The following is a 24740-nucleotide window of genomic DNA, read 5'->3' as shown; positions in this document are numbered from 1 at the left end:
AAATGTAAGGGCTGCCGCCCTTACAACCCATTGCTTTGCTGGCAAAAAGGCCAGCTTCGCTAGCCTTTTTGCCAGCAAAGCAACGATTCTTGGGGCTATTTGCGCTAGAAAAAGAGAAATCCAGATGGACATCAACAATCACACCTTTCTCATTGCCGGGGGCGGCTCAGGTTTAGGCGCTGCGGTCGCACGTGAACTTGTCGGGGCCGGGGCGCAGGTAATCATTGCCGACATCAATGCGGCTGCGGGTGAAGCGACGGCAGCGACCCTCGGCGAACAGGCCCATTTTGTCGCAACCGACGTCACCAGTGAAGCCGAGGTCAAACGGGCGCTTGCTGCGGCAACCACCCATACTGGCCGACTGGATGGCGTCATCAACTGTGCCGGCATTGCCGGGGGCGCACGGGTACTGGGCAAAGACGGCCCAATGAGCCTGGAGCATTTTAGCCGGGTCGTGAACATCAACCTAGTTGGCACCTTCAACGTGCTCCGGCTCGCTGCGGAAGTGATGGTGCAGAACGAGCCAGGCGAGAGTGGCGAGCGCGGCATCATCATCAACACCTCCTCGATCGCCGCCTTTGACGGACAGATCGGTCAGGCGGCCTATGCAGCCACGAAAGGCGGCATTGTCGCGATGGCACTGCCGATCGCCCGCGAACTAGCTCGTTTTGGCATCCGGGTGATGACGATCGCGCCGGGCACCTTTGACACCCCGCTGCTCGCGGGACTGCCCGAAGAGACACGCACCTCGCTCGCGCAGCAAGTCCCCTTTCCCGTACGGCTCGGGCGACCCGACGAATACGCCCGGCTCGCCCGGCACATCATCGAAAACCAGATGCTCAACGGCGAAGTCATCCGGCTTGACGGGGCCATCAGAATGCAAGCGCGATAGGTAGCTTCCGGGAAGCTGAAAGCTTCCCGGAAGCTACGCCCCCCTTGCAACAAGGGCCAGGCTATAGTAGAATAGGCTCAACGCGGGCGTAGCTCAGTGGTAGAGCATCTGCCTTCCAAGCAGATGGTCGCGCGTTCGAGTCGCGTCGCCCGCTCCACTTTTAAGGCTTGCTAATGCGGAACCCGCCGAGAAACTCGGCGGGTTTTGGCGTCCATGTAGCCAAGTTTGTAGCCAACGTTCAAGAGTCTGCTCCCGTGTGCCTGCGGCTGTAGCCATGTGCCCGTTCGGATGGCTACAGATCGCGAAGGAGCTTCCGGGAAGCTTACAGCTTCCCGGAAGCTCCGAGCGTGATAACAACATTGCCCTGTCTGTGGCCGGCTTCGACGTAGCGGTGTGCTGCGGCTGTCTGTTCCAGGGGAAAACGTTTTTCCACCAGTGCCTTGATCTTTCCCTCCTCGACCAGTTCCTTCACCAGCAGTAAGCTGTCAACGTTCTCATCGGCCAGGGCGCAGATGACCTTTTTACGGCTAAAGAGGCGGGTTCGGAGCATGTCGAGCAGCGCCCGGCCCTTGAAGCTGGCAAAAAGCAGGATGCCGTTCGGGGTTAACGAGTTTACGAGGGTGCCACTGGAGTCATGACATTGAGGCTTTGCACCGTGCGTAGCTCTGGTATGCCTTTGACCAGAATCCAGACCCCAAGCACCAATTCAAAGGGAACGTAGGGCAGGTAGAAAAGAAACGGGATGGTGTAACCAAACATCTGGCTCACGGTGCCGACCAGCAGCGGAAACACGGTGACGAGGCCCCAGAGCGCTAGCCACCGGGGCACAATCCGAGCCTGGTCGAGCAAGGAATAGAACAGGATTGCGCCCAGACAAAACGCTAGCATGTGCAGCGTATTGCCTGTGAAATCCATCGCTTCGTAGGCCACCTGCCCCAGGAGCAGCAATTCAGCGGGCTGTCCGGCGGCGACATATGCCTGGCTGAAACGCAGGAGCGCGAAGGTTTCCATCCGGCTTACGGCCAGCAAGGAAACTTCCAGAAAGTAAAAGCCCAAAGCAGTCAGGGCGATCTTTTCGTTCTGTTTGCCCAGGGTGAGATAGAGCATAACGCCCAAAAAGGTGACGCCCAGGGCGGTGAGCATATCTACCAGAATGTTGGCCCGCACCAACCCCGGATTCGTCGCAATTTTGAGCATGGTTGCACTCATGTCTTCTGGCACAAACCAGGCTGATTTGAAAAATACGCCGCTGCTAAAGGACGTAATAAACTGAAAGAGAAAGGCGATCCCCAATAGCCTTGTCGTTTTGGTTTCGGTCTGCATTTTCACGCTCCTTCTGGGGGTTGGGTTGCTGCACCTTCGTCTGGCACAACGGACGTTGCCTCGCCAGGGATACATTGAACGGCCAGCAAGGTCAGCCCGAGATCGCGCACTTTGCGCAGCAAACCGTGCAGCGCGGCCTGGTCAGCTATCGGGCCGGTCAGCAGGGTATCACCAGCGTCGGTCAGATCCACCGTTATCCCGTCAAACCAGGCGGCCCACTGGCTGCCGAGATGCCCCCGGAGTCGGATCTGGTAGAGCGTCGGTTGATCCGGGCCGACGTCCCGGTTGCCATAACTGGTCATCTCGCGCTCCTCCTGACAGCGGCGGGCGTGGCGCGCTGGTAACGCTTGTCTCGCCAGTGTAGCAACAACCCGTGAGAAGGCCTAGACACGTTGGTGTTGTCTGGCGGTGTTGTTTTTTGAGGAGCAGTGGCGAGGGCCAGGAGACTACAGCAAATCCAGTTCGCGGGCGCGCGCCACCGCTTCGGTGCGGCGCTGCACCTGAAGCTTCGCAAAGATCCGGCGATTGTGCCCTTTTACCGTGTCCAGCGCCAGATAGAGCCGCTCGCCGATCTCACGATTGGAGCAACCCTGGGCGATGAGGCGCAAAATTTCCTGTTCTCGTGCGCTCAAAGGCTCATGCAAGAGCTGTGGCGTGCTGCTTTCGCCCGGCGGCATCTCTGCTGCGATGGCGGCCAGCAAGGTACGCACGTACGCTGGCCTGATGCCGCGGGCGGCGGCTGCGGCCAGCAACCGCGCCAATGACGGCCCCGCGTCTACGAAAGGGCGGATGAGGCCGTCCGGGGCGGCCAGGCTTAGCGCTTCCGCCAACACGGTGACGGACGGTTCCTCCTCCCCTAACGCCTGGTGCGCGAGCGCCTGCAATACCAGTGCCTTGAGCTGTTCATCGGCCCAACCCCTCGATTCGGCCTGCTGCCGATAGGTGGTCAGCGTGGTCAGGGCCGCCGCTGGATCGCCCTGTGCCAACGCCACCCTGGCGCGGCGAAGGGGCAGGTTGTGGGTCTGCGCCAACGCAGCGGCGGCAGCCAGCTTGCCCTGGTGCAGGGCGAGCAGCAGTTGAACAGACGCATACTCTGGCCATTGCAGCGCAACGTGCGGCTGCGCGATCTGCGGCTCGATCTGCGTCAGCAGATCCGCTGCGCCGTCGAGGTCGCCTTGCGCCAGCTTCAGACGCGCCAGAAACAACTCGGCGGCGACCAAGCGGTCGGTGTGTTCAATCTGCCGCGCCAGGTGGCGGCTTTGCTCGGCGTGCTGTTCGGCCGTTGCCAGGTCATTCCAGGCGTAGTGGAGGCGCGCCAGGCCCAGGTGTGCCGTGGAAACCACTGGCAGCGGCGGATCGCCGGCCAGCGCCAACGCACGCCGGTAGCGCTCCGCCGCCAAATGGAGCCGGTTCGCCCTTTCCTCGATCTCGCCCAGGCCCAGCGTGGCCATCAGGGTAATGATGAAGTGGCCGAGAGCCTCGCTGGCAGCGAGGGCCTCGCCGTAGGCTTGCGCCGCCGCGCCTCGGTCGCCCTGGAGATACCGGGCATAGCCCAGCGCCCAGGTGACGGCGGTGCGGACTGGCAGGTTCTGGGGATGCAGGTAGGCCAGGGCGCGCTGCGCCTGGGCCATGATCATCGCGGCGTCGTGCCGGGTTACAGCCAGCGTCGCTCGGATGACAGCGATGTGACCGATCAGGTCGCGCAGGTCAGGGTCGGATGGGGCGTCCGGCAGCACCGCTTCCGCTGCGGTGAGCTTCGCTTCTACGCCAACCACCTGTTGGACGAACAGCAGCGCAGAGGCATAGGTAACCCACAGGGCGGGATGGGCATCCAGAACGGCGGTGGGCAGGGTCGCCAGCCAGCGCAGCACTGGCTGCGCCGCGCCACGAAAGAGCAGCGGCATGCCCCGTCCCTCCAACAGCCTGGCGGCCCGCGCTACATCATTGGCTGCCGCCGCATGGTGAAATGCTTCCAGCTCTAGGTCGTTTGCCTCATACCAGGCGCTAGCGCGGAGGTGCAACGCGATCACGACATTCGGCTGCTGCTGGTACAAGCGCTGGCGCAGCAGATCACCAAAGAGGTGGTGGTAGCGATACCAGCGCCGCTCATTGTCCAGGGGCACGAGGAACAAGTTGGCGCGCTCGAGCTCGTAAAGGATGAGGGATGAAGAATGAGGGATGCATTCCGAGCCGTGATCTGCATCCTTCATGACCGCGTCACACAGGGGGCCGCAGAGCCGGTTGAGGATGGCGGTGCGCAGCAGGAAATTCTGCACGCTGGCAGGCTGCCGGTGCAACACCTCCTCGACCAGGTAATCGAGCACAAAGCGGTGACTGCCGCTGAAATCCCTCACGAAGCCAGCCGTGTCTGTGCGTCCTTGCAGCGCCAGAGCCGCCAGATGCAGCCCGGCGATCCAACCTTCGGTCCGTGCCTCCAGGGTGGCAAGCTCATCGGCTGCCAACCCCAGGCCCATCGCCTGGTTGAGAAACGCCGCAGCCTCGGTCGGCGTGAAGCGCAGGTCGGCGGCGCGCAGTTCGGTGAGTTGGTCGCGGGCGCGCAGGCGAGCCAGGGGCAGCGGCGGGTCTTCACGGGTGGCGATGACCAGGTGCATCTGGGGCGGCATGTGTGTGAGGAAAAAGGTGAGCGCCTGATCAACGGGCGGGGCGTCAAGGACGTGGTAGTCATCGAGAACGAGGAGACATGCGTGGGGGATCGTCGCGACGTCGTTGAGCAGCGCGGTAAGCAGCGCCTCCTGCGCCGGGGGCTGGGGCGCCTGCAGCGCTGTTACCACACCCGCGCCGACGCCGGGCATAAGCGTTTGCAGCGCGGCAATGAGGTAGGCCAGAAAACGAACGGGATCGCTGTCGCCGGCGTCTAACGAAAGCCAGGCGACCGGCAGTTGGCACTCGGCGACCCACGCGCTGAGCAGCGTGGTCTTGCCGCAACCAGCGGCAGCCGAGATGAGCGTCAGCTTGCGAGCAGTACCCTGATCGTGACGTAGCCCAGCATTCAGGCGCTCGAGCAGCCGCAGGCGCGGAATCGTCTGCGGTCGCGGTGGCGGGATATAGAGCTTGGTCGCGAGAATAGGAACCGTCATATCTCCTCATCATACACGATCTGCTTGATCATCTTACACCGAATTCACGTTTCCCTCAGGGCTGATGCAAAGTCCGTCTGATCATCCACAGATTACGCAGATTACGCAGATGAGGGCTTCCGCATCTGCGTAATCTGCGTAATCTGCGGACACTATCAAACCCTCCTGGGACTTTGCATCAGCCCTGACGTTTCCCTCAGGGCTACGCTGAAAATGGGGGAACGTGGTTCCCCCATTTTCAGCGTAGCCCTAACGTTTCTCTCGGTGCCAATGCGTCAGCTCTTTGCCTGAGCACGCCTTGTTGCGGAAGAGCCCATCGAGCGTGAGGCAATGCAGGCGGTAAATCCAGTTGATATTTAACATCGCCTTGAACTTCGCTTAATTCGGAGGCACTACACTGACCCTATGCAGCGCAGCAGGGGCGAACAATCCTGGGCAATCGGTCAAAGATCTCAGGGGGGAAAGGCATGGCAACTTCAGCTGATAGTGTTGCGGAAGAAACGGTCGTCACAACGGGGAATAAGGTGCTTCACTGGCTGTTGGTCGTTGCGCTCGTTTACCTGTTGATTGTTGCGGTCGGCGTCATCAGTTCAGGTTTCCGAGCGGCAGTGGGCGATCAAGCAGCTGAACTGTTTGCCTTCGCCAACAACCCCGTGGTGGGGCTCATCGTCGGAATTGTAGCGACGGCCCTGATTCAATCGTCAAGCACAGCGACCGCCATTATTGTCGGCCTGGTCGGCGGCGGGTTACCCGTGGCGGTAGCCGTTCCTATGGTCATGGGTGCCAATATTGGCACCGCTTTGACCAGCGGGATCGTGAGCCTGAGCTATATGAGGAATAAGGAAGAGTTTAACCGGGCGTTTTCCGCCTCGACCGTCAAGGATCTCTTCAACCTGCTGGCAGTGCTCATCTTCTTCCCCCTGGAAGTGCTGTTTCAACCCCTGGAACGCCTGGGCGCTGCGGTTGCGCAACTGATGGTAGGTGGTGCCGACCTGAGCATCGACGAGTTCGACTTTGTCGGCATGATCACCAGACCACTGCGTAATCTCATTCGGGACGCGACATCATTTTTGCCCGAACCCTTCAACGGGATTCTGCAAATCATCATTGGCGTCGCGCTGATTCTTGTCGCGGTGCATTTTATGAGCATCTTGTTAAAACAGTTGTTGGTCGGTCGCGCCAAGGAGATTTTGCATACGGCGTTGGGGAGAGGTGCGGTTGCGAGCATTGTGGCCGGTACAATTGTCACCATTCTGGTGCAATCCTCCACCGCCACCACGAGTTTGATGGTTCCGCTCGCCGGGTCAGGCGCGTTCGGGTTAAGCGTGATCTACCCCTTCACGGTAGGGGCAAACATCGGCACAACGGTCACGGGGCTCTTGGCCGCCACGGCGGTGTCGGGGCCGCAAGCAGTTCCTGCGATGACCATCGCCCTGGTGCATCTCTTCTTCAACCTCTTCGGAACGCTCATCATCTTTGGCATTCCCTTCTTACGCGACTTGCCGGTCGTGGGCTCGGAACGCCTGGGCGCAGCCGCCAGCGAGCGCCCATGGGTGGCGTTTGCCTATCTTGGCGGTGTCTTTTTTGCTCTGCCCCTCCTGTTGTTAGGGCTTTCGATGCTCTTCTGATCACATCATTATGCTTTCGACAGGCGGAATAACGCGCGTCCCAGCAAGATACTCCAGAGCCCAGCCCAAAGGAGGGCGCTTTACGCAGGTTCGGCGGCCACCTGGGCGATGTCGAACAAATAACGCGCTATCAGCAGACACCAGGGAATACTACCAATGGTATTGATGAAAAGGAAGAGCGGACCAATCGTGGGCAGGAAAAAGCCCAACCCAAGGGCACTGATGACGATGCCAAGCCAAGCGGTCGCTTGGCTGAAGAAAGGGGTTCGCAGCATAAGCGAGCTATTCAACAGCCCGGCGAGCATCAAGAAAGCGGTTTGCATAACCCAGGCGGTACCATCCAACTGAGCGCGCAGCACTTCCCCGGCAGCCAGCAGGCGCATTTGTTCGGATGCGTCAGCCGCGGCGGCATAGTGGTCGCTGAGCATCACCAGTTCAACCAGCGGGCGGCAGACGATGATCAAACCCACCGCAAGCAGGTTCAGCGCCAGGGCAAGCAGCGCGACCGCTTCGTCTACCCGTCGCAAGGCTGCATACAACGCCAGAAACAACAGCAGACTGATTGGCCCAATGACCAGCATCGACACATCGAGCGCGATGAGCGTACTCAGGCGGTCGGTTTGCAGGAGGTCGAAGATGGCTTGAATTGTTGTCTCATGGGCGCTGTAAGGCCAAATAAAGTACGCGCCGATGGCAAGGACGATGAACACAGCAGTCAGGATGCTGGCGCTGCCGCCAAGGCGGTAGAGGCTTTGGTAGCGCGGATCGAAGGTTGGCATATCCATTGTGTGGGCTGACATAATCTTCCCCTTGCAACAGGTTTTTACGCCTCCGTCTTGCTCCGCAAGAGCCTTTTCCAGCGCCGTTGGCGATGGCGGTAGAACAGGTGGGCAAATGCCCAGATGATCCCGGTTCGCAGCCCGGCCTGGATTTCGATCGCATCGGTGTACTGCAATCTGCCATCCCCGACGGCGTGAAACCGAATAGTGTGATTCCAGACTGGCGCAAGGGCGCCGCTCTCCTTGCTCTCGATCAGGTTGGCCTCCCGGTCGATCGTGACCAGCGTGATCCGGTGTTCGCCAGCGGGCAAAACGCCAAACAGGAAGAGCCGCAAGGCATACGTTTTGCCCACGGCCCACTCGTCATCAAGCTCGCCGGGAACCAGCGGCTCGAAATGCAGGAGCGGCGCGGATACAAAGCGCAGCGAGTCCGGGCGGCTGATGGCCTCCCAGAGTTGGTCGGCCGTAGCATCAAATGTTGTGCTGATACGAGCAAGCATGAGCGTCCTCCCTCCATAGCGGTCACCCATCGAACTGCACCTTATCTATGCCAATTGGAACAGCCGCCGGGCGACCATAAAGTACCAGACGATGCTGGCAATCCCGCCAAGCATGGCGAAGATCATGGCGACGTCAAACAGGGCCGGGACAAAAACGGAGAGGATTTCAAAGACCAGTAGGAACCCAAAGCCCAGCATGCCAACATAGGCGCTGGCCCGGCTGAAGATGCCGCCGCGCAGCAGCACCCAGGCCATCAGCAAACTGGCAAGCAGGCTCAACGCAAAAGCCAGGAAGGTGCCGGGTGTATGGCTCTCCCCGACCGCCAGCATGGCTTCGCCTGCGGCCACCAGGGCGGCACGTTGGGCGTCGTCGGTGGCCGTGGCGTACCGGTTGCTGAGTGCCAACATTGCAAAACTGCGGTTGGTGGCAAAGAAGACCGCTCCGCCAATCGCAGCGATGACCAGCGCCAACCCCGCCCAGCCGGGGTTGACCGTGCGGTGCGCGGCAAACAGGGCAAACGAGAGCAACACCCCCTCAGACGACGAGTTTGTCGAAATCCTTGCGCTGGAGGTAGTGATAACTAAGCAACTTGCCATCAAGCACGATGCCAAAGACGCCATAGGGACTGGGGGAGTTTTGCTGGAGCTCCTGGGCTGTTTGGAAGGTCACCACCTGCGCATGAAGGCCTTTCTCGGCTGCGAGTTCCAGGACGATGTTGGTGGCATCCTCAATGTAGGGGCATTGTGGCGTGCGAACCACCGTCAAGCCAGCGCCGAAGCGCGCCTGGCGCGCTTGCCAATCATTGGGGAACGTGGGAAGTGGCCCGTCGTCAATACGCTGCACCAGCAAACGAAAGGAGGGCGGGGCCTGCCCGACCTGCTCGAAGCCGTGCTTGAGAAAGATCTCCTTCTTTGCCAGCCAGACGCCGTCGCTGGCGACCATCACCACGCCGTGTTTGTGCTGGGCGCGTGCGTCGTCAAGGCACATGTCAAGCAACTGCGCTCCATACCCCTTGCCTTTGCCTTTGCCCACCACCCATACGCAATGAATGACCAGATAGCCTGGCGCGTACACGGCTCGCCAGGCAAACTCGCCGGGGATATACTCGATGAAGCCCACGGTTCGCCCGCCAACCTCGTGAACCATGCGCAACGTCAACCCCTCGGCAAAGCGCGCCGCCAACCACGCATGCTTCTGCGTATACCCAGGAGCCTTGCGCTTGCTCATGTAGCAGAAAAAGCCCTGCTGATCGACATTGTCGGCATCTACCGTGATAATTTCAAAGGCCTGATCCATTGGTGCCTCCGTACCAAGCTAGCCTGTAAAACCTAAAAGCTTATAAACAGATCGATATTATTAAACAAATATACAATATTTATGCGCCAATATTTGACGCTCGCTCAGCCCGCCTCACGCCCGCTACCGGCGCTCTCGGTGAACAGAGCCTCCCACGAGTGGAGTGCCCGCAGGTGGGCGGTCTTCTTTTCTTGATGGCTCTGCATCCGTAGCAGCACCCCGTCCAGCAGCCGCACGGCCTCGGCGATGTACGGCCCCTTGTTGAGCATCACACACTCGGCCCGGACGGCGAGCGCCGCATCGCTGACCTCGGCGCGTGACGGTAGCCCCTCCTTCGACAGATTCTCCAGCACCTGGGTCGCCCAGATCACCGGCGTGTGTGCCGCCTCGCACAGCCACAGGATCTCCTCCTGCATCTCCGCCAAACGCTCGTAGCCCAGTTCCACCGCCAGGTCGCCACGGGCGATCATCACCGCGCTCGGCTGACGCCCCGCGGCCTGAACGATCAACGCGGGTAGCTGTTGCACCGCCCGGCGGGTCTCAATCTTCAGCACCAGCGCTGGCGGCTTCCCGTCGACCACATGCTCAGCGAGCGCGTCCTGGAGCAGGGCCACGTCCTCAGCCGACTGCACAAACGAGTAGCCGACCATGTCGGCGTGCCGCGCAATCACGGCGAGATCCGCCCGGTCTTTCGCGGTGAGCGGAACGATCGCGAGGTCGGTTCCTGTCAGGTTGAGGCCCTTATCCGAGCGGAGCTTCTTGCCCTTCAGGGGAGCGTGGGTGATAGCGAGCAGTGCGCCTTCTTCCCGCAGTTCCACGACCCGGGCCCCAAGCTTCCCATCGTCGAACCAGACCTCTGCGTCGAGCGCGAGTTGGCCCACAACCTCGGGGATGGTACACGCAACCCTGGGGAGATCCGTCGGCGCGGACGACTCGAGGTCGTGTACCAGCAGGAGCCGGTCGCCGGTGAAGAGGCGCTCTCGGGCTTCTTTCGCGGGCCGAATGGTGCGCACCTTGGGCCCGGCTACATCCATCAGCACGCGCAACCGCCGCTCACCACCGACTGCCTGCTCTGCCCGGCGCAGATTGGCGATCATCGCCTCCCACACCTCCGGCGAGTCGTGGGCGCAGTTGATGCGCACGCACTCGGCCCCGGCCTGCAGGATGGCCTCGGCAAATGCCGGGCTCTCGGCCGCCTCGCTCGGCACCGTGACCATGATGCGCGTATTGCGTCCATTGAGTCCGGGGCCGAAGAGGGTCGCGGCCTCCCGTGCGATCGCCTCTCTGCCCGCCGCGAAGGTGACGCGGCTGGGAAAGGCAAGGGCGTCAGAGGCACCCGGATCCGTTGCCCTGACGAGCAGCGCCAGAAGGGCGTCGAGGGTGACAAGCACGTGGGCCTCGCTGCGGCCCAGCGACGAGAGCCCGCGCACAGCAAGGCGCTCCTGGAGGGGCCGCAGATCGCGGCGGCGCAGGGCAAGGTAGCAGGCCAGGTTGTGCGCGGCCGGCAAAAAACTTGGGCGGGTAATGGCGGGCTGCCACTCGTCGAGCAGCATCCCGCCCTCGACCAGCACGTCGGCGCGGAGCGCACCCACGGCGTCGCGGAGGTACTGCAGGTCGGCACCGACAAGCGGCCAACGCTCGGCGTCAGTCATCGTGATCCTCCATAGCTACGTGCGGGCGGCGGCTTGCAGCGGGTTCCCGCGTATGCTCGCGGTGCATACTCAGGAGCGCGTAGCTGCTGGCGTTCAGGCGCGCAAGCCGCCGCTATCCTGCTAATCATTGACGTCGTCGTCGTCGTCGTCCTCGTCCTCGTCGTTCTCAGCCTCAGCCTCAGCCTCAGCCTCGTCCTCGTCGTCGTCCTCAGCCTCAGCCTCGTCGTCGTCCTCGTCGTCCTCGTCGTCGTCCTCGTCGTCGTCCTCATCCTCCTCCTCGTCGTCGTCGTCGTCGTCGTCGTCGTCGTCGTCCTCATCCTCAGCCTCAGCCTCATCGTCGTCGTCGTCGTCGTCATCAGCCTCAGCCTCAGCCTCAGCCTCATCGTCGGCGCTTGTGCCGGGCTCTTCGGGGAGCGCCTCCTCGGGATGCTCCTGATCCGACAACGCGACAAGGTCTCCGGCGGTCTCAGCAGATGTGGTGTCCATGGACGACTGCTGCTCGGTACCCATAACGAAAACTCCTCTCAGTAGAGCGATTTGAGAAACGTACGCTGAGTATAGCGAATCCTCCTTAAGAACAGGTTAAGGAGAGCCGATTTCTGCTTGCCAGCCCGCACCAGAAGGTGCGCGAGCAAGCAGACGGTCGAGCATGCTCAACTGCGCCGTTACCTGCGGATCGGCGACGCGGAACCATGGCAGATAGCACTGCACCGGTGCGTCCAGTTTCACCTCGGCGGAAAGATCGTTGCACGGCAACGACCGCGCACGACGCTACCTTTCCGCTCCTGGCGTGCCAGTCGCAACCCTCACTGAGGCACAGTTCGTGATCATTAGATCTGTTATAATCCACACGTTTTGCATGTTCATTTGAACAAGGGGTTTTACGTGTCCACACGTACCATTGGGTGGATTACGCTTGCCGCGTTTGTGGCAACCGTGTTTGCGGCGAATCTGGCGATTACGATGATTGGCATCGTGCCGGTTGGATTTGGTTTGGTGGCTCCCGCCGGCGATCCTAGTGACGCGTTTGACGAAACCAGACGGGAGGAACTAAGATGTTTGGCCCGCGAGGATGTACGGTTATTTGCTCGTGACAACCCTGATGCCATTGTTCAAAATCGCGGATGATCGTCGGATGATCATCGTTGGAAATCAGGAGCATGCCGAGATGCTTTTGCAAATGCGTACGGGCACGAAAGCCGTCAAATGAGGGTGCATTGCGATCAAGATCAACATAGACAGGAATCGTCATACCCGAGTGAATACTTTCTGTATCAGCCGCTAAAACCAGATAACCACAAAATTTTGATGGTGCAAATGTGCGGGTAAGCGGATCATAAACAAAATACAAAACCGTACGTTTCCCCCAAACAGCTTGAGCATCTACATGGTGAATCTGCTCGTTCCAGGTTTGTATATTCAGCATTACTTCCAGCATATTCCCCACAAAATGCAAGCGCCGCTGATCCATTGCAACAACTGGAGCAATCAGAGTGAACACCCGCTCTACTTCCCGATCTGGATAAAGATCAGGATACGCTTGTATAAGATCTATTGATAAAGCATTTAATTGTTTAATTTGAGCAGCTGTAAACTGCGGAAGCAAGGTTGTCTGAAACGATTGCACCCCCATCTTCCGCATCAAAAAAATCATATTGGCTGCGAGATGAGAGCGCCCATAGGCGACATGTGGGCTGACCATAGAGATAAAGGTGTCGTGATGCAGCTGCGAATTCCGCGCATGAGCAACCAGAAACTTTGCATGGTTTGCGACCGGATCCGCACGACTGACTTCAAATTCAACCCACACCGCGTGTCGTCCATCGTTATGGCGAAACAGCACATCAACCCGCGATGAATAGCCCATACGCCGCTCAAATGTTTCTGAAAGAAGGCGTTGTTCGGTGTGACACGTCCAGCCGATTGGACATTGCTGCTTAAACATAGTCTGCAAATATTCAGCGAGGAAGCCCATCGTCTGCACTTTCTAGTTGTTCGCAGTGGCTCAGTTGTAACATCAGGGCGTCGTACCGTCTGCGTCAAAAAACTCCACACTATATCCCATCTCATTACCCAGGAGTTCATGACGATCAACGACGGTACCGACAGCGCCGGCAAACATCCCCTCTTCCGGCATATCAATCAACAACAAGACATCCTCATAGAGTGAAAACTCCATCATAACGCCTCTCTCTAAAAACGATTCCAGGATTATCACATTGGTGCTGACCGATCTTCCACCCGCATGGCATAAGTTGGTATGCCCTGTGTGACGGTGCTGCCCACGGGAATGCTCATACCCGCATAGGTGCAACAGGTGAAACCCGTTGGGGGGGCGACGGTTTAGATCCGCACTTCCCAGAGATCTCGCTCGGGCTGATAGTGCTGCGAGGATGTTCCCCCGACACCGTGGTAGTGCAGCATGCCAGCGTGGGTCATGATCTGCTTGTACTGCATATAAATGGAGGTACGATAGTGCTGGGGCTGGATCTTGCGCCAGACCAGAAAACCCTGGTCGTCAAGCAACGTTGCGACATCACCCGGAAAGAAGAAGACCAGCGGGGTGAGAAGTTTGTCGAACCGGGCCGCCGTTTCCACGAGGACGGGCATTGGTACCGGCTGATGCGGGCCGATCTGCGTGAGGATCTCGTTCAAGAACCCGGCAATGGGATCGCGGAGCAACAGGATGCGCAAGACCGCTGCCGTACGCGGATCAAGGTCAACGAGCGGCTGCCGCTTGATCGCGGCACGATGCAAGGTGGCGAGTTGCGCCGCGGGCGGCAATAAGCTGGCACAGGTACGCCCCAGCGGACTGAGGCTGATCGCTCGCCCCTGGATGACGAGCAAGCCCAGTTTTTCGGCTCCATGCAAGGCTGGCTTGAACAGGCGGGGCATCACGGGATAGTGCTGGCGCACCATGGCTTCGAGCTGCGCAAGCTCAACCGGCGCAAGCCCCGCCTCGCGTTCCCAGGCATACAGGCAGGCGGCACAGGCGAGATAGTGGGTCGGGAGATTGTAGCTAAACTGGGTGCGCAGCGCGCTTCCGGTTGAAAACTGACGCCGAATATGCTCGGCATGCTTCAGCAGGGGCAAATGAAGCACCGGAGGCTCCAGGAGTTGCCGCGTAGCGGTTGGCAGCGCGAGGATGCCCACCCCTCGTTGCCGGGCAAACGTGAGCAGATCCGGTGAAGGGGTGCCCGCGACCGCCATGAGCACGGCGTGAAAGCCGTAGCGATAGGTCTCGGCTTGGGCGAGGCCTTTGAGCCAATCCACTTCGCCTTTAGCTTCAACCGCAAACATGGTTGACCCATCAGCGAGACGACCAACCAGATCTGGATGCGTGGCAAACGCATCAAATTGAAGGGTGAAGCGCTGAAATGGCTCTAAGGACGGGTCGCCGATCAACGACGGATGCGCATCAGTATAGAGATCCAGGATCGGTTGCCCAAGCAACCCGTGCGCCTGGAGCAACCGACGGGTTTCACGAATGACCTCAATCTCACGCATAGCGTATCCTCAACAACGCAGGGACGATGCTGATGCTATTGTACCAAGCTTACCCGCTTGCTGGAACCCTCACCCTAAGTTGCTCTGCGCAGGGTAAGTGACGAATACACACGCACCCAAACCGATCGGGACACCCTTGACACCGGGATCGAGACGCCCAAAAAACTCTGTGCCTGAAAGCCCCAGTTGCACCACCCTCGACCATCATTGACGCGAAGCTTATAATAGAAGGTGAGTTGCATGTTTCCAATATCCCCCTATCCTGTGTCCAACAGAGATCGGATTCGTACATGGCTACTCACATCTCACCCGCAGAGCTTTATACTGCATTGGAACAGGCGCACGCACGGATTGCTGAACTTGAAGCGCTGATCGCAACCGAACGTCAGCCGATCACCACCCTGCGCCCTGAAGGTGCGTCGCAACATAACCCTTTGCCCACAGCTGCCCCAGCTACGACCGAACACGAGCAGGCCGCAGTGCTGATGACCGCTCAGCGCGACCTGGCGCGCTTGATCGCCCAGGATGCCCCAGAAGCAGAGGTCTGGACGACGTGCCTGCAGGCTGCCATTCTTGTCTCGGGCTTGGATTGCGGCGGGCTCTACCTGTTCAATGCCGACAATCGAGCCTTTGAACTTGTCGCGCATCAAGGCCTGGGCGCGGATTTTGTGCAGGCAATGGCGTATGTTGCCGAAGAAAACCCCCATGCCCAGCGTATACTGCGTGGGACAGGAATCTGTTTCACCGCAGCCGAACTGGACGCCCAGAACGATCAGCACGCCGAGGGGGTGCGAGCCATGGCAGCTATTCCTCTTCAACACCGCGGGCAGATCCTGGGCTGTTTGAATGTTGCCTCGCATCTCCATTGTGCTATTCCCGAACACGCATATCAGGCGCTGGCGATCATCGCCGTCGAGATTGGCAGTGTGCTGATTCATCAGCAGAGCGAGGCGGCCTTGAAGCAGAGCCATGCCCAATTGAGCGCTACCCTGGTTGCGGCGCGTATGGGTACCTTGCGGTATCATCTTCCAACCCAGCGTATCTTCTGGTCGCCCGAAGCCGCGCAGATTATTGGGACAAATCAGGTTGAAGAAACCTTAAGCAGGTTCATAGAGTATTTTCATCCCGAGGATCGGGAACTGGCCCTCAATGTGTTGCAAGAGGCCTTAGCGCAGAAGAGTGTCCCGAGCCGCGAATATCGTATCTTCACGGCTTCAGGCGAGTTGCGCTGGATTACGAATTACGGCAAGCTGGAATACGATCAAGCTGGCAACCCGCTCGCGCTTTCAGGACTGATCCAGGATATTACCGAACGGAAACAGGCCGAACAAAAACTGCAACGCAATGAGCAACTGCTGCGCCTGTTCGTCGTCCACAGCCCCGCAGCGATCGCGATGTTCGACCGCGATATGCGTTACATTATCGCCAGCCAGCGTTATCTGATCGATTATCGCCTCGGCGAACTAGATGTGACAGGGCGCTCGCATTACGATGTTTTTCCAGAAATGACCGACGAACACCGGGCGATTCATCAGCGTTGCCTCGCAGGTGACGTCGAAATTCAGGCGAATGATCGCTTGCTGCGTGCTGATGGAACGATCGACTGGGTGCGCTATGAGCTTCGTCCCTGGTATGAATTGAACGATGAGATTGGCGGTCTGATCTTCTTCTCTGAAGTGATTACCGAGCGCAAAACTGCGGAAGCGGCCCTGCGTGCGAGCGAAGAACGCTACCGGCACCTTGCCGAAGAACTGGAACAACGCGTTCAGCAGCGCACCGCAGAGGTGCAAGACTTGTACGATTATGCGCCGGTCGGCTACCATTCGCTGGATGCCGAAGGGCGCATTGTTATGATAAACCAGACCGAACTGGATTGGCTGGGCTATAGCCGTGAGGAACTGCTGGGCCGCTCGATGACCGACCTCTTTACACCAGAAACGCTGGAAGTATTCACGCATGAGTTCCCCGTCTTCAAACAGCGCGGCTGGATGCAAAACGCAGAGGTAACCCTCATCCGCAAAGATGGCTCCACTTTTCCCACGCTGATCAATGCCACCGCGATCAAAGACGCTACCGGACAATTCCTGATGAGCCGCTCGATTGTCTTTGACAATACCGAGCGCAAGAAGGCTGAAGTGGCTCTACGCCTCAGCCGTGACCAGTTGAGCGTGGCGAACGCCGCGTTGCACAAAGCCTCGCAAGCCAAGAATGAGTTTCTGGCCAATATGAGCCACGAATTGCGCACGCCCCTGAATGGCATCCTCGGCATGGCTGAGATCTTGCTGGAAGAGATCCGTGGTCCGCTGACCGAACGCCAACGTCGTGCTGTCGCGATCATCGAGTCGAGCGGCGGGCATCTGCTCAGTTTGATCAATGATATCCTCGACCTTTCCAAGGTCGAAGCCGGAAAGCTGGAGTTGCACCTCGAGTCGATTCTCGTTGGGGAGATCTGTGAGACTAGCCTGATCTTTATGAAGGAACCGGCATTAAAGAAAAACCTTAACCTCGCATACGAGTTCGACCCGCAGGTTGTGACGATGACGGCCGACGGGCGACGCTTGAAACAGATCTTGATCAACCTGCTCAGCAATGCGGTCAAGTTTACGCCCTCTGGGGGCAAGGTTACACTGCAAGTCAGGGGCGATGCGGAACGTCAGACAATTGATTTTGCCGTAATCGATACAGGCATCGGCATTGCCGCCGCCGATATGAATCGTTTGTTCAAGCCCTTTACCCAGGTTGATAGCAGCCTGGCACGGGCGCATGAAGGCTCAGGTCTGGGGTTAGCGCTGGTCATGGATCTGGTCGAACTGCATGGCGGCAGTATCAAGGTCGCAAGCAAAGTTGGCCAGGGCAGTACCTTTACCGTGTGCCTGCCCTGGGGCGATGACCTCGCAGGAGGCGGAGTAAAAACAGAGCCACACCAATCGGAAGCAGCACCCTCCAGGCAAACATCAGACCAACCGCCGCCGCCATGCTCAGGAACGATCCTGGTGGTGGAAGACAAAGCCATGAACTTCATCGCTCTAAGCGATTATTTGAGCAACCTTGGCTATAGCATCATCACAGCGACCAATGGGCAGGAAGCGATCGAACGCGCCGCAGCGCATACGCCCGACCTCATTCTGATGGACATTCACATGCCGGTGATGGATGGTCTGCAGGCCACCCGCCGCCTGCGGGCGGATCCACGCTTCGCCACCGTGCCAATCATTGCGCTCACAGCCCTAGCAATGACCGGCGACCGCGAGCGTTGTCTCGCCGCTGGCGCCACTGACTATCTCAGCAAGCCCGTCAACATGAGGCAACTTGCCGCCCTGATTGCCCGCCTGTTGCCCCCCACGGGTTGACGTCTTTCTAGCTTGCATACAAAACGTTACGCCCTGCGTACACACCCAGGGCTACGCTGAAAATGAGGGAACCACGTTCCCCCACGCCCCCGTTTTCATTCGTGGTGGTGCGCCAGCAGGCGCATCGCGTGCTGATACAAAGTCCCAGTAGGGTTAGCTTGTGCTGCTATTCATAACCTACATCGGCGAGCATCTTGGTGATGGCTTGCTGCAATGGTGGAAGATCGCGTTGGATGATTTGCCAGATACGCGCGAGGCTAATGCCAAGGTAGTTGTGAACCACCACGTTGCGAAAGCCAGCAATGGCGCGCCAATCAAGCTCTGGATAGCGTGCTTTGCACGAATCAGATAGGCGCTGTGTTGACTCCGCCATTGTCTGCAGATTGCGTAGCACCGCATCTTGAATCAGTGTGTCGGTAAGAAAACGTGCTTCGCCATCAGCGGTATATTGTGCAATGCGTTGGAGAGTCTCTGAAATGTGTTCTATGTAGATGCGATCATCCTTCATAGTGGTATTGCTTCACTTAGAATACGCACACGAAGTGGAGCATACAGCCCATCTGGTTCAACCACGTCAACCCGACGCCCGAGCAGTTGCTCAAGGTCAGCAACAAGACCGCCAGGAAAGAAGGGACTGGTCTCTGTTCCGGCCTCAATGAGAAGATCAAGATCGCTGTGAGCATCTGCTGTGCCATGCACAAACGACCCGAATACGCTGACGCTGTGGATGCCATGACGAGCCGCAATCTGGAGAATCTCGTCGCGGTAAGCCAAAATCTCGGCGGGAAGTTGCGCCATTATGTGCCTCCTTACTCATGCTCACGTCAATGCTGTGGCAATCGGTAATTGTGTCCATCTCAGCCATCCGCAGATATTTCGAGAGGTCATTCTTCGCTTCCGAAAGCGGGAGGATGGCATCACCCCCGCACCAGCGTCACCACGCGCCCGCTCGTCGTGGTGGCACTGCTCGCGCTGGTGCGTTCGGCAATGGGTGGCTGCCCTGGGCGCTGGTCAAAGATCACCAGCCAGCCAGTGTCCAGGCCCAGCCCGGCCAGGTAGCCATCGAGTTGGGCCAACCCTTCGGTCTGCGGGTCGGGATTTCCTTCCCGCCAAACCTTCACCTCAATCGGCAGGATGACGTGGCCAAACTCCAGGCGCAGATCGAGCCGTCCGCGCCCCACGGCGGCCTCGCGCTCGACACGCCCGCCGCCATTGGCGACCCGATCGAGCAAGGCCATCAATACGAGGTGGGGCGCGATCTCGTGGTAACTGGTCGTGCCCAGCAGGGGCTGCCCGTGCTGCCGCCAGAAGGAGAGAAAGGCCTCCAGCAACCGGGTTGGCTCAAGCTGCCCATCTGGCCCGATCCATGTCGGCACCACCGGCGGAAAGAACGAGCGCGTCGTGAAGGTCAGCGTGCGCGGAATGACCGCCGCATAGATCGGGTTGGCCAGCACCAGACCCTGATGTGCATCGAGGCGTACCAGGCCAAGATCCAACACGAACTGAATATCATCATTCGGCATGCTGCTGGGCAACAGCCCCGCCAACAGTGGCTCGATCACCGCACGCACCCGCGGTTCGCGCAGGCGCTCGGCCAGACTATCGAGGTGGGTATCCTGCCGTTCGATTAGCACATCCCTCGCGGTGCTGATCAACTCTGGCGTAATTGGCGTTGCCGGGTCGGGCGCCAGTTCTTCGACCGCGACTTTGGCCAGCGCATTGACCAGCCACGGTTGGCCCTGGGTGAGCGTGAAGGCCAACGCGCTCGCCTCAGGTGCAAAGAGTTGGCCGGTGTCGGTGGTGTGCTGCGCGTAGAGGGCCGCAACATCATCTGCATTGAAGTTGTCCAGCGTTAGCGAACGCGTCTTGATGTTGAAGGGGCTGGCCGTGCCGAGGCGGGTGCTGCCGCCGGAGGCGACCTTGTAGTCGCGCACATCGCGCATGCCGATCAGGGCCAGGGCATGGGGAAAGCCGTCGGGGCGATCCGGGTAGCCCGTCCGCAACTGGCGCAAGACCGCAATCAGGGCCGCGTCCTGCAAGGCATCAATCTCATCAATCAGGATCACCAGCGGGCGGGGCGAGGCCTGGGCCCAGGCGCGCAACGCGGCGCGGATCGCTGTCCCAGATTCAGCGGTGGGCCAAGGCGGCGGTTGCAGTTCCGGCGGCAAGCGCAGCAGCGCATCCTCGCGCCACGAACGCAAGATCGACACCTCGGCCTGTTCTGGCGTCGCCGAAAAGGGTGCCCCCACCTCGACCGAGAGCATGATCGCCGTCCAGTCTCCGCTCGCCGTCAGCACCTGGGCCAACGCCAGCATCGCGGTGGTCTTGCCGGTCTGTCGCGGGGCGTGCAGCACGAAGTACGACTGCTGGGCAACCAGGCGCTCAAGCTCAGGCAGCCGCGCCAGCGGCGGCAGCATGTAGTGAATATTGGGGCGGCAAGGGCCAGCCACGTTAAACCAGCGCATAGATGTCCTTGGGCTCATGCAGGCGAGTAGTGTCCATTGTATCATTTTTCAGTAAACCACCACTTCGAGCAGGGCTGCTGCAACGTCCTCCTGATTGTCCGCAGATGACGCAGATGCGGAAGCTCTCATCTGCGTCATCTGCGGGCGCTATTTAACCCTACTGGGACGTTGCACCCGCCCTACGTACACGCCTAGGGCGATTGCATCTTCCGTGTATGCACCCCGCAAGGGCACCCGCAAGGGGTGCCCCTCCCCCGGATGCGGCCCCCGCCCCGGTACGGGCACCCCTTGCGGGTGCCCCTCCCCCGGCAAGGGTGAACAGTTACGTATTGGGCCTAGATCGGGTATACTGTGAACAAACTAACGTAACATAATGGAGCTATTCCTGTGAGCCAGAAGAAGCCGACCTATCTGGAAGCCCTGACGCAGCGTGTGTTGATTTTTGATGGTGCGATGGGCACCAGTATTGATACCTACGATTTGACCGTTGAAGATTATGGTGGCGAACAAACCTTTGGCAATCGGGATTATCTGGTGATGACCCGCCCCGATGTGATCGGCGCGATCCATGCGTCGTTCCTTGAGGCCGGGGCCGATGTGCTCGAAACCTGTACCTTTCAGTCAACCCGTCTGCGCCTTGAGGAGTGGGGGCTTGGTGAACAGACCATCGAGCTCAACCGTGCCGCCGCTGCCCTCGCCCGTTCGGTGGCCGACCGCTTCGAGGCCGCCGATGGGCGCCCGCGTTATGTCGCTGGCTCAATGGGGCCAACCGGCAAACTGCCCTCTTCCGATGATCCGGCGCTCTCGGATATTACGTTTGATGAACTGAGCGCGATCTTCTACGAGCAGGCCGTCGGGTTGATCCAGGGTGGCGTCGATCTCTTGCTGGTCGAGACGAGTGTGGATATTCTGGAGCTCAAGGCCGCGCTCGATGGCATTCGCCGCGCCAAGGCCGAGTTGCAACGCCCCGATGTCGCCGTCCAGTCCCAGGTCTTCCTCGATCTCTCCGGGCGCATGTTGCTCGGCACTGATGTGCCGGCCCTGATTGCCACGCTTGAGGCAATGCCAACCGATGTGATCGGGCTCAATTGCTCGACCGGCCCCGAGCATATGCGTGCCGCCATTCAGTATATGACCGCTCACTCGCGCAAGCCGATCTCGTGCATTCCCAATGCCGGGTTGCCGATGGAGGTTGATGGGCAGACGGTCTATCCGATGACGCCGGAACCGTTTGCACGCATTCTCGGTGAGTTTGTTGATGAGTATGGCGTGGCGGTCATCGGTGGCTGCTGTGGCTCGACACCTGCTCATATCGCCGCTCTTCGTGCGGCAATCGGGCACGATCGTGCGCCAACGCCGCGTGAGATCGAGTATATCCCGAGTGTTTCGTCGGGTATTCGTGCCGCTGCGCTCAAGCAGGATCTGACGCTGACGATGATTGGCGAGCGGGTCAATACGCTCGGCTCGCGCAAGGTCAAGCGCCTGCTCATCAATGACAATTATGATGGCGTGCTCGAAGTCGCCCGCGAACAGGTTGATAGCGGCTCACATATGCTCGATGTCTGTGTCGCGATGACCGAACGCGCCGATGAGCGCGAACAGATGGTGAAGTTGCTCAAAAAGCTGACGATGAATGTGGAATTGCCGCTGGTCATTGACACCACCGAGCCCGATGTGCTCGAGGCCGCGCTGGCGATGTACCCCGGTCGCGCTATCGTCAATTCGGTGTCACTCGAGGGTGGACGCAGCCAGAAGTTTGATCAGGTGATGCCGCTCGTCGCCCGTTTCGGGGCCGCCACGGTTGCGATGACGATTGACGAAGAGGGCATGACCCATTCCCGCGAACGCAAGCTCGCCGTGGCACAGCGCCTTGCCCAACTCGCCCAGGATGACTACGGGGTTCCCGCCGAAGCCCTGATCTTTGATGTGCTGACGTTCCCCATTACAACCGGCCAGGAGGAGCTGCGCAATGCCGCGGTCGAGACGCTTGAGGGCATTCGGCTCGTCAAGACCCACATTCCTGGCTGCTTTACGACGCTTGGCGTCAGCAATCTGAGTTTTGGCGTGGCTGTTCATGCCCGCGCTGCGCTCAATTCGGTCTTTCTTTATCACGCTGTCGCGGCTGGTCTCGATACGGCAATTATTAATCCGGCTCACATAACTGCATATGCCCAGATTCCCGAGCAAGAACGCCTGCTATGCGAGGATCTGATCTTTAATCGGCGCGAAGATGCACTGGCGCGCTTTATCAACTACTTCGAGCAGCATGGCAAGTCCAATGAGCAAGAGCGTGCCGATCCGACTGCCGACATGCATGTCGATCAACGCCTGCACTGGAAGATCCTCAATCGTAAAAAGGATGGCATCGAGGCCGATATTGACGAGGCGGTTGAGTTGCGCCTGCAGGTTCACGGGCTGAGCCTCAGCGATCCGCAGGTGAGCCTGAAGAATGCCGAGGGTTCGTCGCCCCAGGGCGTCGAAGCCGTGGCCGTGCTCAATAATGTGCTGCTTCCAGCGATGAAAGAGGTCGGCGATCTCTTTGGCACAGGTCAGTTGATCCTGCCGTTTGTGTTGCAAAGCGCCGAAGTGATGAAGAAGTCGGTCGCCCGCCTCGAGCAGTACCTCGATAAACTCGAAGGCTCGACCAAGGGCAAGGTGGTGCTCGCAACCGTCTACGGCGATGTCCATGATATCGGCAAGAATCTCGTCAATACGATTCTGTCAAATAATGGCTATACGGTCTATGATCTGGGCAAGCAGGTGCCAATCAATACGATTATCGAGAAGGCGCTTGAAGTCGGGGCCGATGCGATTGGGCTGTCGGCGCTGCTCGTCAGTACCAGCAAGCAGATGCCGCTCTGTGTGCAGGAACTGCACAAGCGCGGGCTCAGTTTTCCGGTGCTTGTTGGTGGCGCGGCGATCAATAAACAGTATGGGCAACGGATCTCTTTTGTTGGTCAAGAAGAGCCGTATGATGCCGGGGTTTTCTATTGCAAAGACGCCTTCGAGGGGCTTGAGACGATGGATCGGCTGAGCGATCCGGCCCAACGCGATCAGTTTGTGCAGGCGACGCTCGCCGCCGCCGCCGGGGTGCTCAACCAGCGCCAGACCGGACGAGTTGCGCTCGACGGGCTCGGCAAGGCGAGCATGACTAGTGCCGACGTACGCTCCGCGGTGCGTACCGATGTCCCGGTGCCGGTGCCGCCCTTCTGGGGGGCCAGGGCGACCAACCGCATTCGCCTCGATGATGTTGTTGCCTGCCTCGATCGCAACGCACTCTATCGGCTGCAGTGGGGGGCCAAGAATGCCAAAGGTGCCGAGTGGGAGCAACTCAAGGTCGAATTTGACCAGAAGGTTCGCGATCTCATGCGCGAGGCAACCCGCGATGGCTGGCTTGAACCACAGGTCGCCTACGGCTACTTCCCGGTGCAATCCGCCGGGCACGACCTGATCGTCTATGACCCAAGCGACCGCTCCCGCGAACTGACGCGCTTTATCTTCCCGCGCCAACCCGCCCGCGAACGGCTCTGCCTCAGCGATTATTTCAAGAGCGTCGCCAGCGGTGACTATGATGTCGCCGCGTTCCAACTCGTGACGATGGGCCGCAAAGTGGACGACCTGACCGAGGCGTTGCAGCATCAGGGCGATTACAGCCGCAGCTACTACATTCACGGGCTCGCCGTCTCGCTCGCCGAAGCGCTGGCCGAGCATACGAATCGCCTCATCCGGCAGAGTCTCGGACTAGGCGAAGACCGGGGCAAACGCTACTCGTGGGGCTATCCCGCCTGCCCCGATCTCGCCGAGCACACCAAGCTCTTCCAGATCCTACCCGCCGACCAGATCGGGTTGATGCTGACCGACGCCTTCCAACTGGTTCCCGAGCAATCGACGGCCGCGATCGTCATCCACCATCCTGAAGCGAAATACTTCAGCATCGGCAGCGCCCTCGAACGCGCCGAAGAGGATGTCACCGAACAAGCGTAGGGGCTTCGCCTGGGGTCTGGGAGCGAGGGCGTCCCGCCCTTGCTCCCAGACCCCGCGCATCGTGGCCGTGCTTGAGTAGCAGGCTTCTCTGGGAGCGAGGGCGTCCCGCCCTCGGAATGCCTCCGAGAGCGGGACGCCCTCGCTCCCAGGACGAGTGTGAACAGTTACCCGGCTGCTGCGTGCCGCACTCGTTCAGGACATGGGCGATAGGGGAAAGGCGAACCGCATGTTCAGGGAAAGACATCGGCAACGGCGCAGACCAAGT

General features: G+C 59.6%; 21 protein-coding genes and 1 tRNA gene. 5 read left to right on the top strand and 17 right to left on the bottom strand.

What is annotated here, in order from left to right; all coding sequences use genetic code 11:
- Window positions 1–124 precede the first annotated feature (124 nt).
- Window positions 125–892 carry an SDR family NAD(P)-dependent oxidoreductase gene (locus EYB53_RS04395; protein ID WP_135477010.1) on the top strand — a complete coding sequence of 256 codons (768 nt, stop codon included), beginning with the start codon at window positions 125–127 and terminating at the stop codon, window positions 890–892.
- An 82-nt stretch (window positions 893–974) separates the two neighbouring features.
- Window positions 975–1049, top strand: a tRNA-Gly gene (locus EYB53_RS04390).
- A 165-nt stretch (window positions 1050–1214) separates the two neighbouring features.
- Here the strand turns inward: EYB53_RS04390 and EYB53_RS25520 are convergent.
- The 4 genes from EYB53_RS25520 to EYB53_RS04370 all read right to left on the bottom strand — a co-directional run bounded on the left by EYB53_RS25520 (window position 1215) and on the right by EYB53_RS04370 (window position 5313).
- Window positions 1215–1481, bottom strand: a complete 267-nt coding sequence (locus EYB53_RS25520) for a zinc-binding dehydrogenase (protein WP_371879066.1) — start codon at window positions 1479–1481, stop codon at window positions 1215–1217.
- A gap of 23 nt (window positions 1482–1504) precedes the next feature.
- Window positions 1505–2215 carry a DUF4386 domain-containing protein gene (locus EYB53_RS04380; RefSeq protein WP_167857253.1) on the bottom strand — a complete coding sequence of 237 codons (711 nt, stop codon included), beginning with the start codon at window positions 2213–2215 and terminating at the stop codon, window positions 1505–1507.
- 2 nt (window positions 2216–2217) lie between these two features.
- A complete protein-coding gene (locus EYB53_RS04375) occupies window positions 2218–2517 on the bottom strand; it encodes a DUF8691 family protein (protein ID WP_135477007.1) in 300 nt (99 codons plus the stop codon).
- 144 nt (window positions 2518–2661) lie between these two features.
- A complete protein-coding gene (locus EYB53_RS04370; protein ID WP_135477006.1) occupies window positions 2662–5313 on the bottom strand; it encodes a winged helix-turn-helix domain-containing protein in 2652 nt (883 codons plus the stop codon).
- Between the two features lie 467 nt (window positions 5314–5780).
- On the opposite strand from EYB53_RS04370, the gene EYB53_RS04365 reads away from it, so the two are divergent.
- Entirely contained in the window at window positions 5781–6941 is a 1161-nt protein-coding gene (locus EYB53_RS04365; protein WP_135477005.1) for a Na/Pi symporter, read from the top strand.
- A gap of 80 nt (window positions 6942–7021) precedes the next feature.
- Here the strand turns inward: EYB53_RS04365 and EYB53_RS04360 are convergent, their stop codons facing one another.
- The 10 genes from EYB53_RS04360 to EYB53_RS04315 all read right to left on the bottom strand — a co-directional run bounded on the left by EYB53_RS04360 (window position 7022) and on the right by EYB53_RS04315 (window position 14676).
- Complete coding sequence (locus tag EYB53_RS04360; protein WP_135477004.1) at window positions 7022–7741, bottom strand: DUF4386 family protein; 720 nt, start codon at window positions 7739–7741, stop codon at window positions 7022–7024.
- 23 nt (window positions 7742–7764) lie between these two features.
- Window positions 7765–8220, bottom strand: coding sequence for an Rv1443c family protein (locus EYB53_RS04355; RefSeq protein WP_209949583.1), 456 nt, complete (start codon window positions 8218–8220; stop codon window positions 7765–7767).
- Window positions 8221–8265: 45 nt separating this feature from the next.
- Window positions 8266–8748: a DUF4386 family protein gene (locus EYB53_RS04350; RefSeq protein WP_167857252.1), complete on the bottom strand. Its 483-nt coding sequence runs from the start codon at window positions 8746–8748 to the stop codon at window positions 8266–8268.
- 7 nt (window positions 8749–8755) lie between these two features.
- Complete coding sequence (locus EYB53_RS04345; RefSeq protein WP_135477001.1) at window positions 8756–9517, bottom strand: GNAT family N-acetyltransferase; 762 nt, start codon at window positions 9515–9517, stop codon at window positions 8756–8758.
- A 104-nt stretch (window positions 9518–9621) separates the two neighbouring features.
- Window positions 9622–11169 (bottom strand): pyruvate kinase, encoded by a 1548-nt coding sequence (locus EYB53_RS04340; RefSeq protein WP_135477000.1) that lies wholly within the window; start codon window positions 11167–11169, stop codon window positions 9622–9624.
- A gap of 120 nt (window positions 11170–11289) precedes the next feature.
- Entirely contained in the window at window positions 11290–11679 is a 390-nt protein-coding gene (locus EYB53_RS04335; RefSeq protein WP_205712575.1) for a hypothetical protein, read from the bottom strand.
- 72 nt (window positions 11680–11751) lie between these two features.
- Window positions 11752–11898, bottom strand: a complete 147-nt coding sequence (locus EYB53_RS04330; protein ID WP_167857251.1) for a hypothetical protein — start codon at window positions 11896–11898, stop codon at window positions 11752–11754.
- Window positions 11899–12184: 286 nt separating this feature from the next.
- The gene (locus EYB53_RS04325; protein WP_135476999.1) at window positions 12185–13144 is read right to left on the bottom strand and encodes a hypothetical protein; all 960 of its coding nucleotides are present in this window, start codon (window positions 13142–13144) and stop codon (window positions 12185–12187) included.
- 42 nt (window positions 13145–13186) lie between these two features.
- Window positions 13187–13351 carry a DUF4926 domain-containing protein gene (locus tag EYB53_RS04320; protein ID WP_254150880.1) on the bottom strand — a complete coding sequence of 55 codons (165 nt, stop codon included), beginning with the start codon at window positions 13349–13351 and terminating at the stop codon, window positions 13187–13189.
- A gap of 161 nt (window positions 13352–13512) precedes the next feature.
- On the bottom strand, window positions 13513–14676 hold the full coding sequence (locus tag EYB53_RS04315; protein ID WP_135476998.1) for a hypothetical protein: 1164 nt from the start codon (window positions 14674–14676) through the stop codon (window positions 13513–13515).
- 290 nt (window positions 14677–14966) lie between these two features.
- Between EYB53_RS04315 and EYB53_RS04310 the strand changes: the two genes are divergently transcribed.
- A complete protein-coding gene (locus EYB53_RS04310; RefSeq protein WP_135476997.1) occupies window positions 14967–18026 on the top strand; it encodes a PAS domain S-box protein in 3060 nt (1019 codons plus the stop codon).
- 166 nt (window positions 18027–18192) lie between these two features.
- Here the strand turns inward: EYB53_RS04310 and EYB53_RS04305 are convergent, their stop codons facing one another.
- The 3 genes from EYB53_RS04305 to EYB53_RS04295 form a co-directional block, all read right to left on the bottom strand.
- Complete coding sequence (locus EYB53_RS04305) at window positions 18193–18534, bottom strand: HepT-like ribonuclease domain-containing protein (protein ID WP_135476996.1); 342 nt, start codon at window positions 18532–18534, stop codon at window positions 18193–18195.
- The gene (locus EYB53_RS04300; protein ID WP_135476995.1) at window positions 18531–18824 is read right to left on the bottom strand and encodes a nucleotidyltransferase family protein; all 294 of its coding nucleotides are present in this window, start codon (window positions 18822–18824) and stop codon (window positions 18531–18533) included. Before EYB53_RS04300 ends, EYB53_RS04305 begins: the two co-directional genes overlap by 4 nt.
- A gap of 119 nt (window positions 18825–18943) precedes the next feature.
- Window positions 18944–20491 (bottom strand): P-loop NTPase family protein, encoded by a 1548-nt coding sequence (locus EYB53_RS04295; RefSeq protein WP_135476994.1) that lies wholly within the window; start codon window positions 20489–20491, stop codon window positions 18944–18946.
- 453 nt (window positions 20492–20944) lie between these two features.
- On the opposite strand from EYB53_RS04295, the gene metH reads away from it, so the two are divergent.
- Window positions 20945–24475, top strand: coding sequence for a methionine synthase (gene metH, locus EYB53_RS04290; protein ID WP_254150888.1), 3531 nt, complete (start codon window positions 20945–20947; stop codon window positions 24473–24475).
- The last annotated feature ends 265 nt before the right edge of the window (window positions 24476–24740 follow it).

Source organism: Candidatus Chloroploca mongolica (assembly GCF_004762035.2).
Lineage (GTDB): Bacteria > Chloroflexota > Chloroflexia > Chloroflexales > Chloroflexaceae > Chloroploca > Chloroploca mongolica.
The sequence above is the reverse complement of the archived record's forward strand: the minus strand, read 5'-3'. Positions and strand labels throughout refer to the sequence as shown.

Bases quoted from the DNA above. Each gene is read 5' to 3' on its own strand.
- EYB53_RS04395 (WP_135477010.1), top strand. From the start codon at position 125: ATGGACATCAACAATCACACCTTTCTCATTGCCGGGGGCGGCTCAGGT.
- EYB53_RS04380 (WP_167857253.1), bottom strand. From the start codon at position 2,215: ATGCAGACCGAAACCAAAACGACAAGGCTATTGGGGATCGCCTTTCTC.
- EYB53_RS04375 (WP_135477007.1), bottom strand. From the start codon at position 2,517: ATGACCAGTTATGGCAACCGGGACGTCGGCCCGGATCAACCGACGCTC.
- EYB53_RS04370 (WP_135477006.1), bottom strand. From the start codon at position 5,313: ATGACGGTTCCTATTCTCGCGACCAAGCTCTATATCCCGCCACCGCGA.
- EYB53_RS04365 (WP_135477005.1), top strand. From the start codon at position 5,781: ATGGCAACTTCAGCTGATAGTGTTGCGGAAGAAACGGTCGTCACAACG.
- EYB53_RS04360 (WP_135477004.1), bottom strand. From the start codon at position 7,741: ATGTCAGCCCACACAATGGATATGCCAACCTTCGATCCGCGCTACCAA.
- EYB53_RS04355 (WP_209949583.1), bottom strand. From the start codon at position 8,220: ATGCTTGCTCGTATCAGCACAACATTTGATGCTACGGCCGACCAACTC.
- EYB53_RS04345 (WP_135477001.1), bottom strand. From the start codon at position 9,517: ATGGATCAGGCCTTTGAAATTATCACGGTAGATGCCGACAATGTCGAT.
- EYB53_RS04340 (WP_135477000.1), bottom strand. From the start codon at position 11,169: ATGACTGACGCCGAGCGTTGGCCGCTTGTCGGTGCCGACCTGCAGTAC.
- EYB53_RS04335 (WP_205712575.1), bottom strand. From the start codon at position 11,679: ATGGGTACCGAGCAGCAGTCGTCCATGGACACCACATCTGCTGAGACC.
- EYB53_RS04325 (WP_135476999.1), bottom strand. From the start codon at position 13,144: ATGGGCTTCCTCGCTGAATATTTGCAGACTATGTTTAAGCAGCAATGT.
- EYB53_RS04320 (WP_254150880.1), bottom strand. From the start codon at position 13,351: ATGATGGAGTTTTCACTCTATGAGGATGTCTTGTTGTTGATTGATATG.
- EYB53_RS04315 (WP_135476998.1), bottom strand. From the start codon at position 14,676: ATGCGTGAGATTGAGGTCATTCGTGAAACCCGTCGGTTGCTCCAGGCG.
- EYB53_RS04310 (WP_135476997.1), top strand. From the start codon at position 14,967: ATGGCTACTCACATCTCACCCGCAGAGCTTTATACTGCATTGGAACAG.
- EYB53_RS04305 (WP_135476996.1), bottom strand. From the start codon at position 18,534: ATGAAGGATGATCGCATCTACATAGAACACATTTCAGAGACTCTCCAA.
- EYB53_RS04300 (WP_135476995.1), bottom strand. From the start codon at position 18,824: ATGGCGCAACTTCCCGCCGAGATTTTGGCTTACCGCGACGAGATTCTC.
- EYB53_RS04295 (WP_135476994.1), bottom strand. From the start codon at position 20,491: ATGCGCTGGTTTAACGTGGCTGGCCCTTGCCGCCCCAATATTCACTAC.
- metH (WP_254150888.1), top strand. From the start codon at position 20,945: ATGGGCACCAGTATTGATACCTACGATTTGACCGTTGAAGATTATGGT.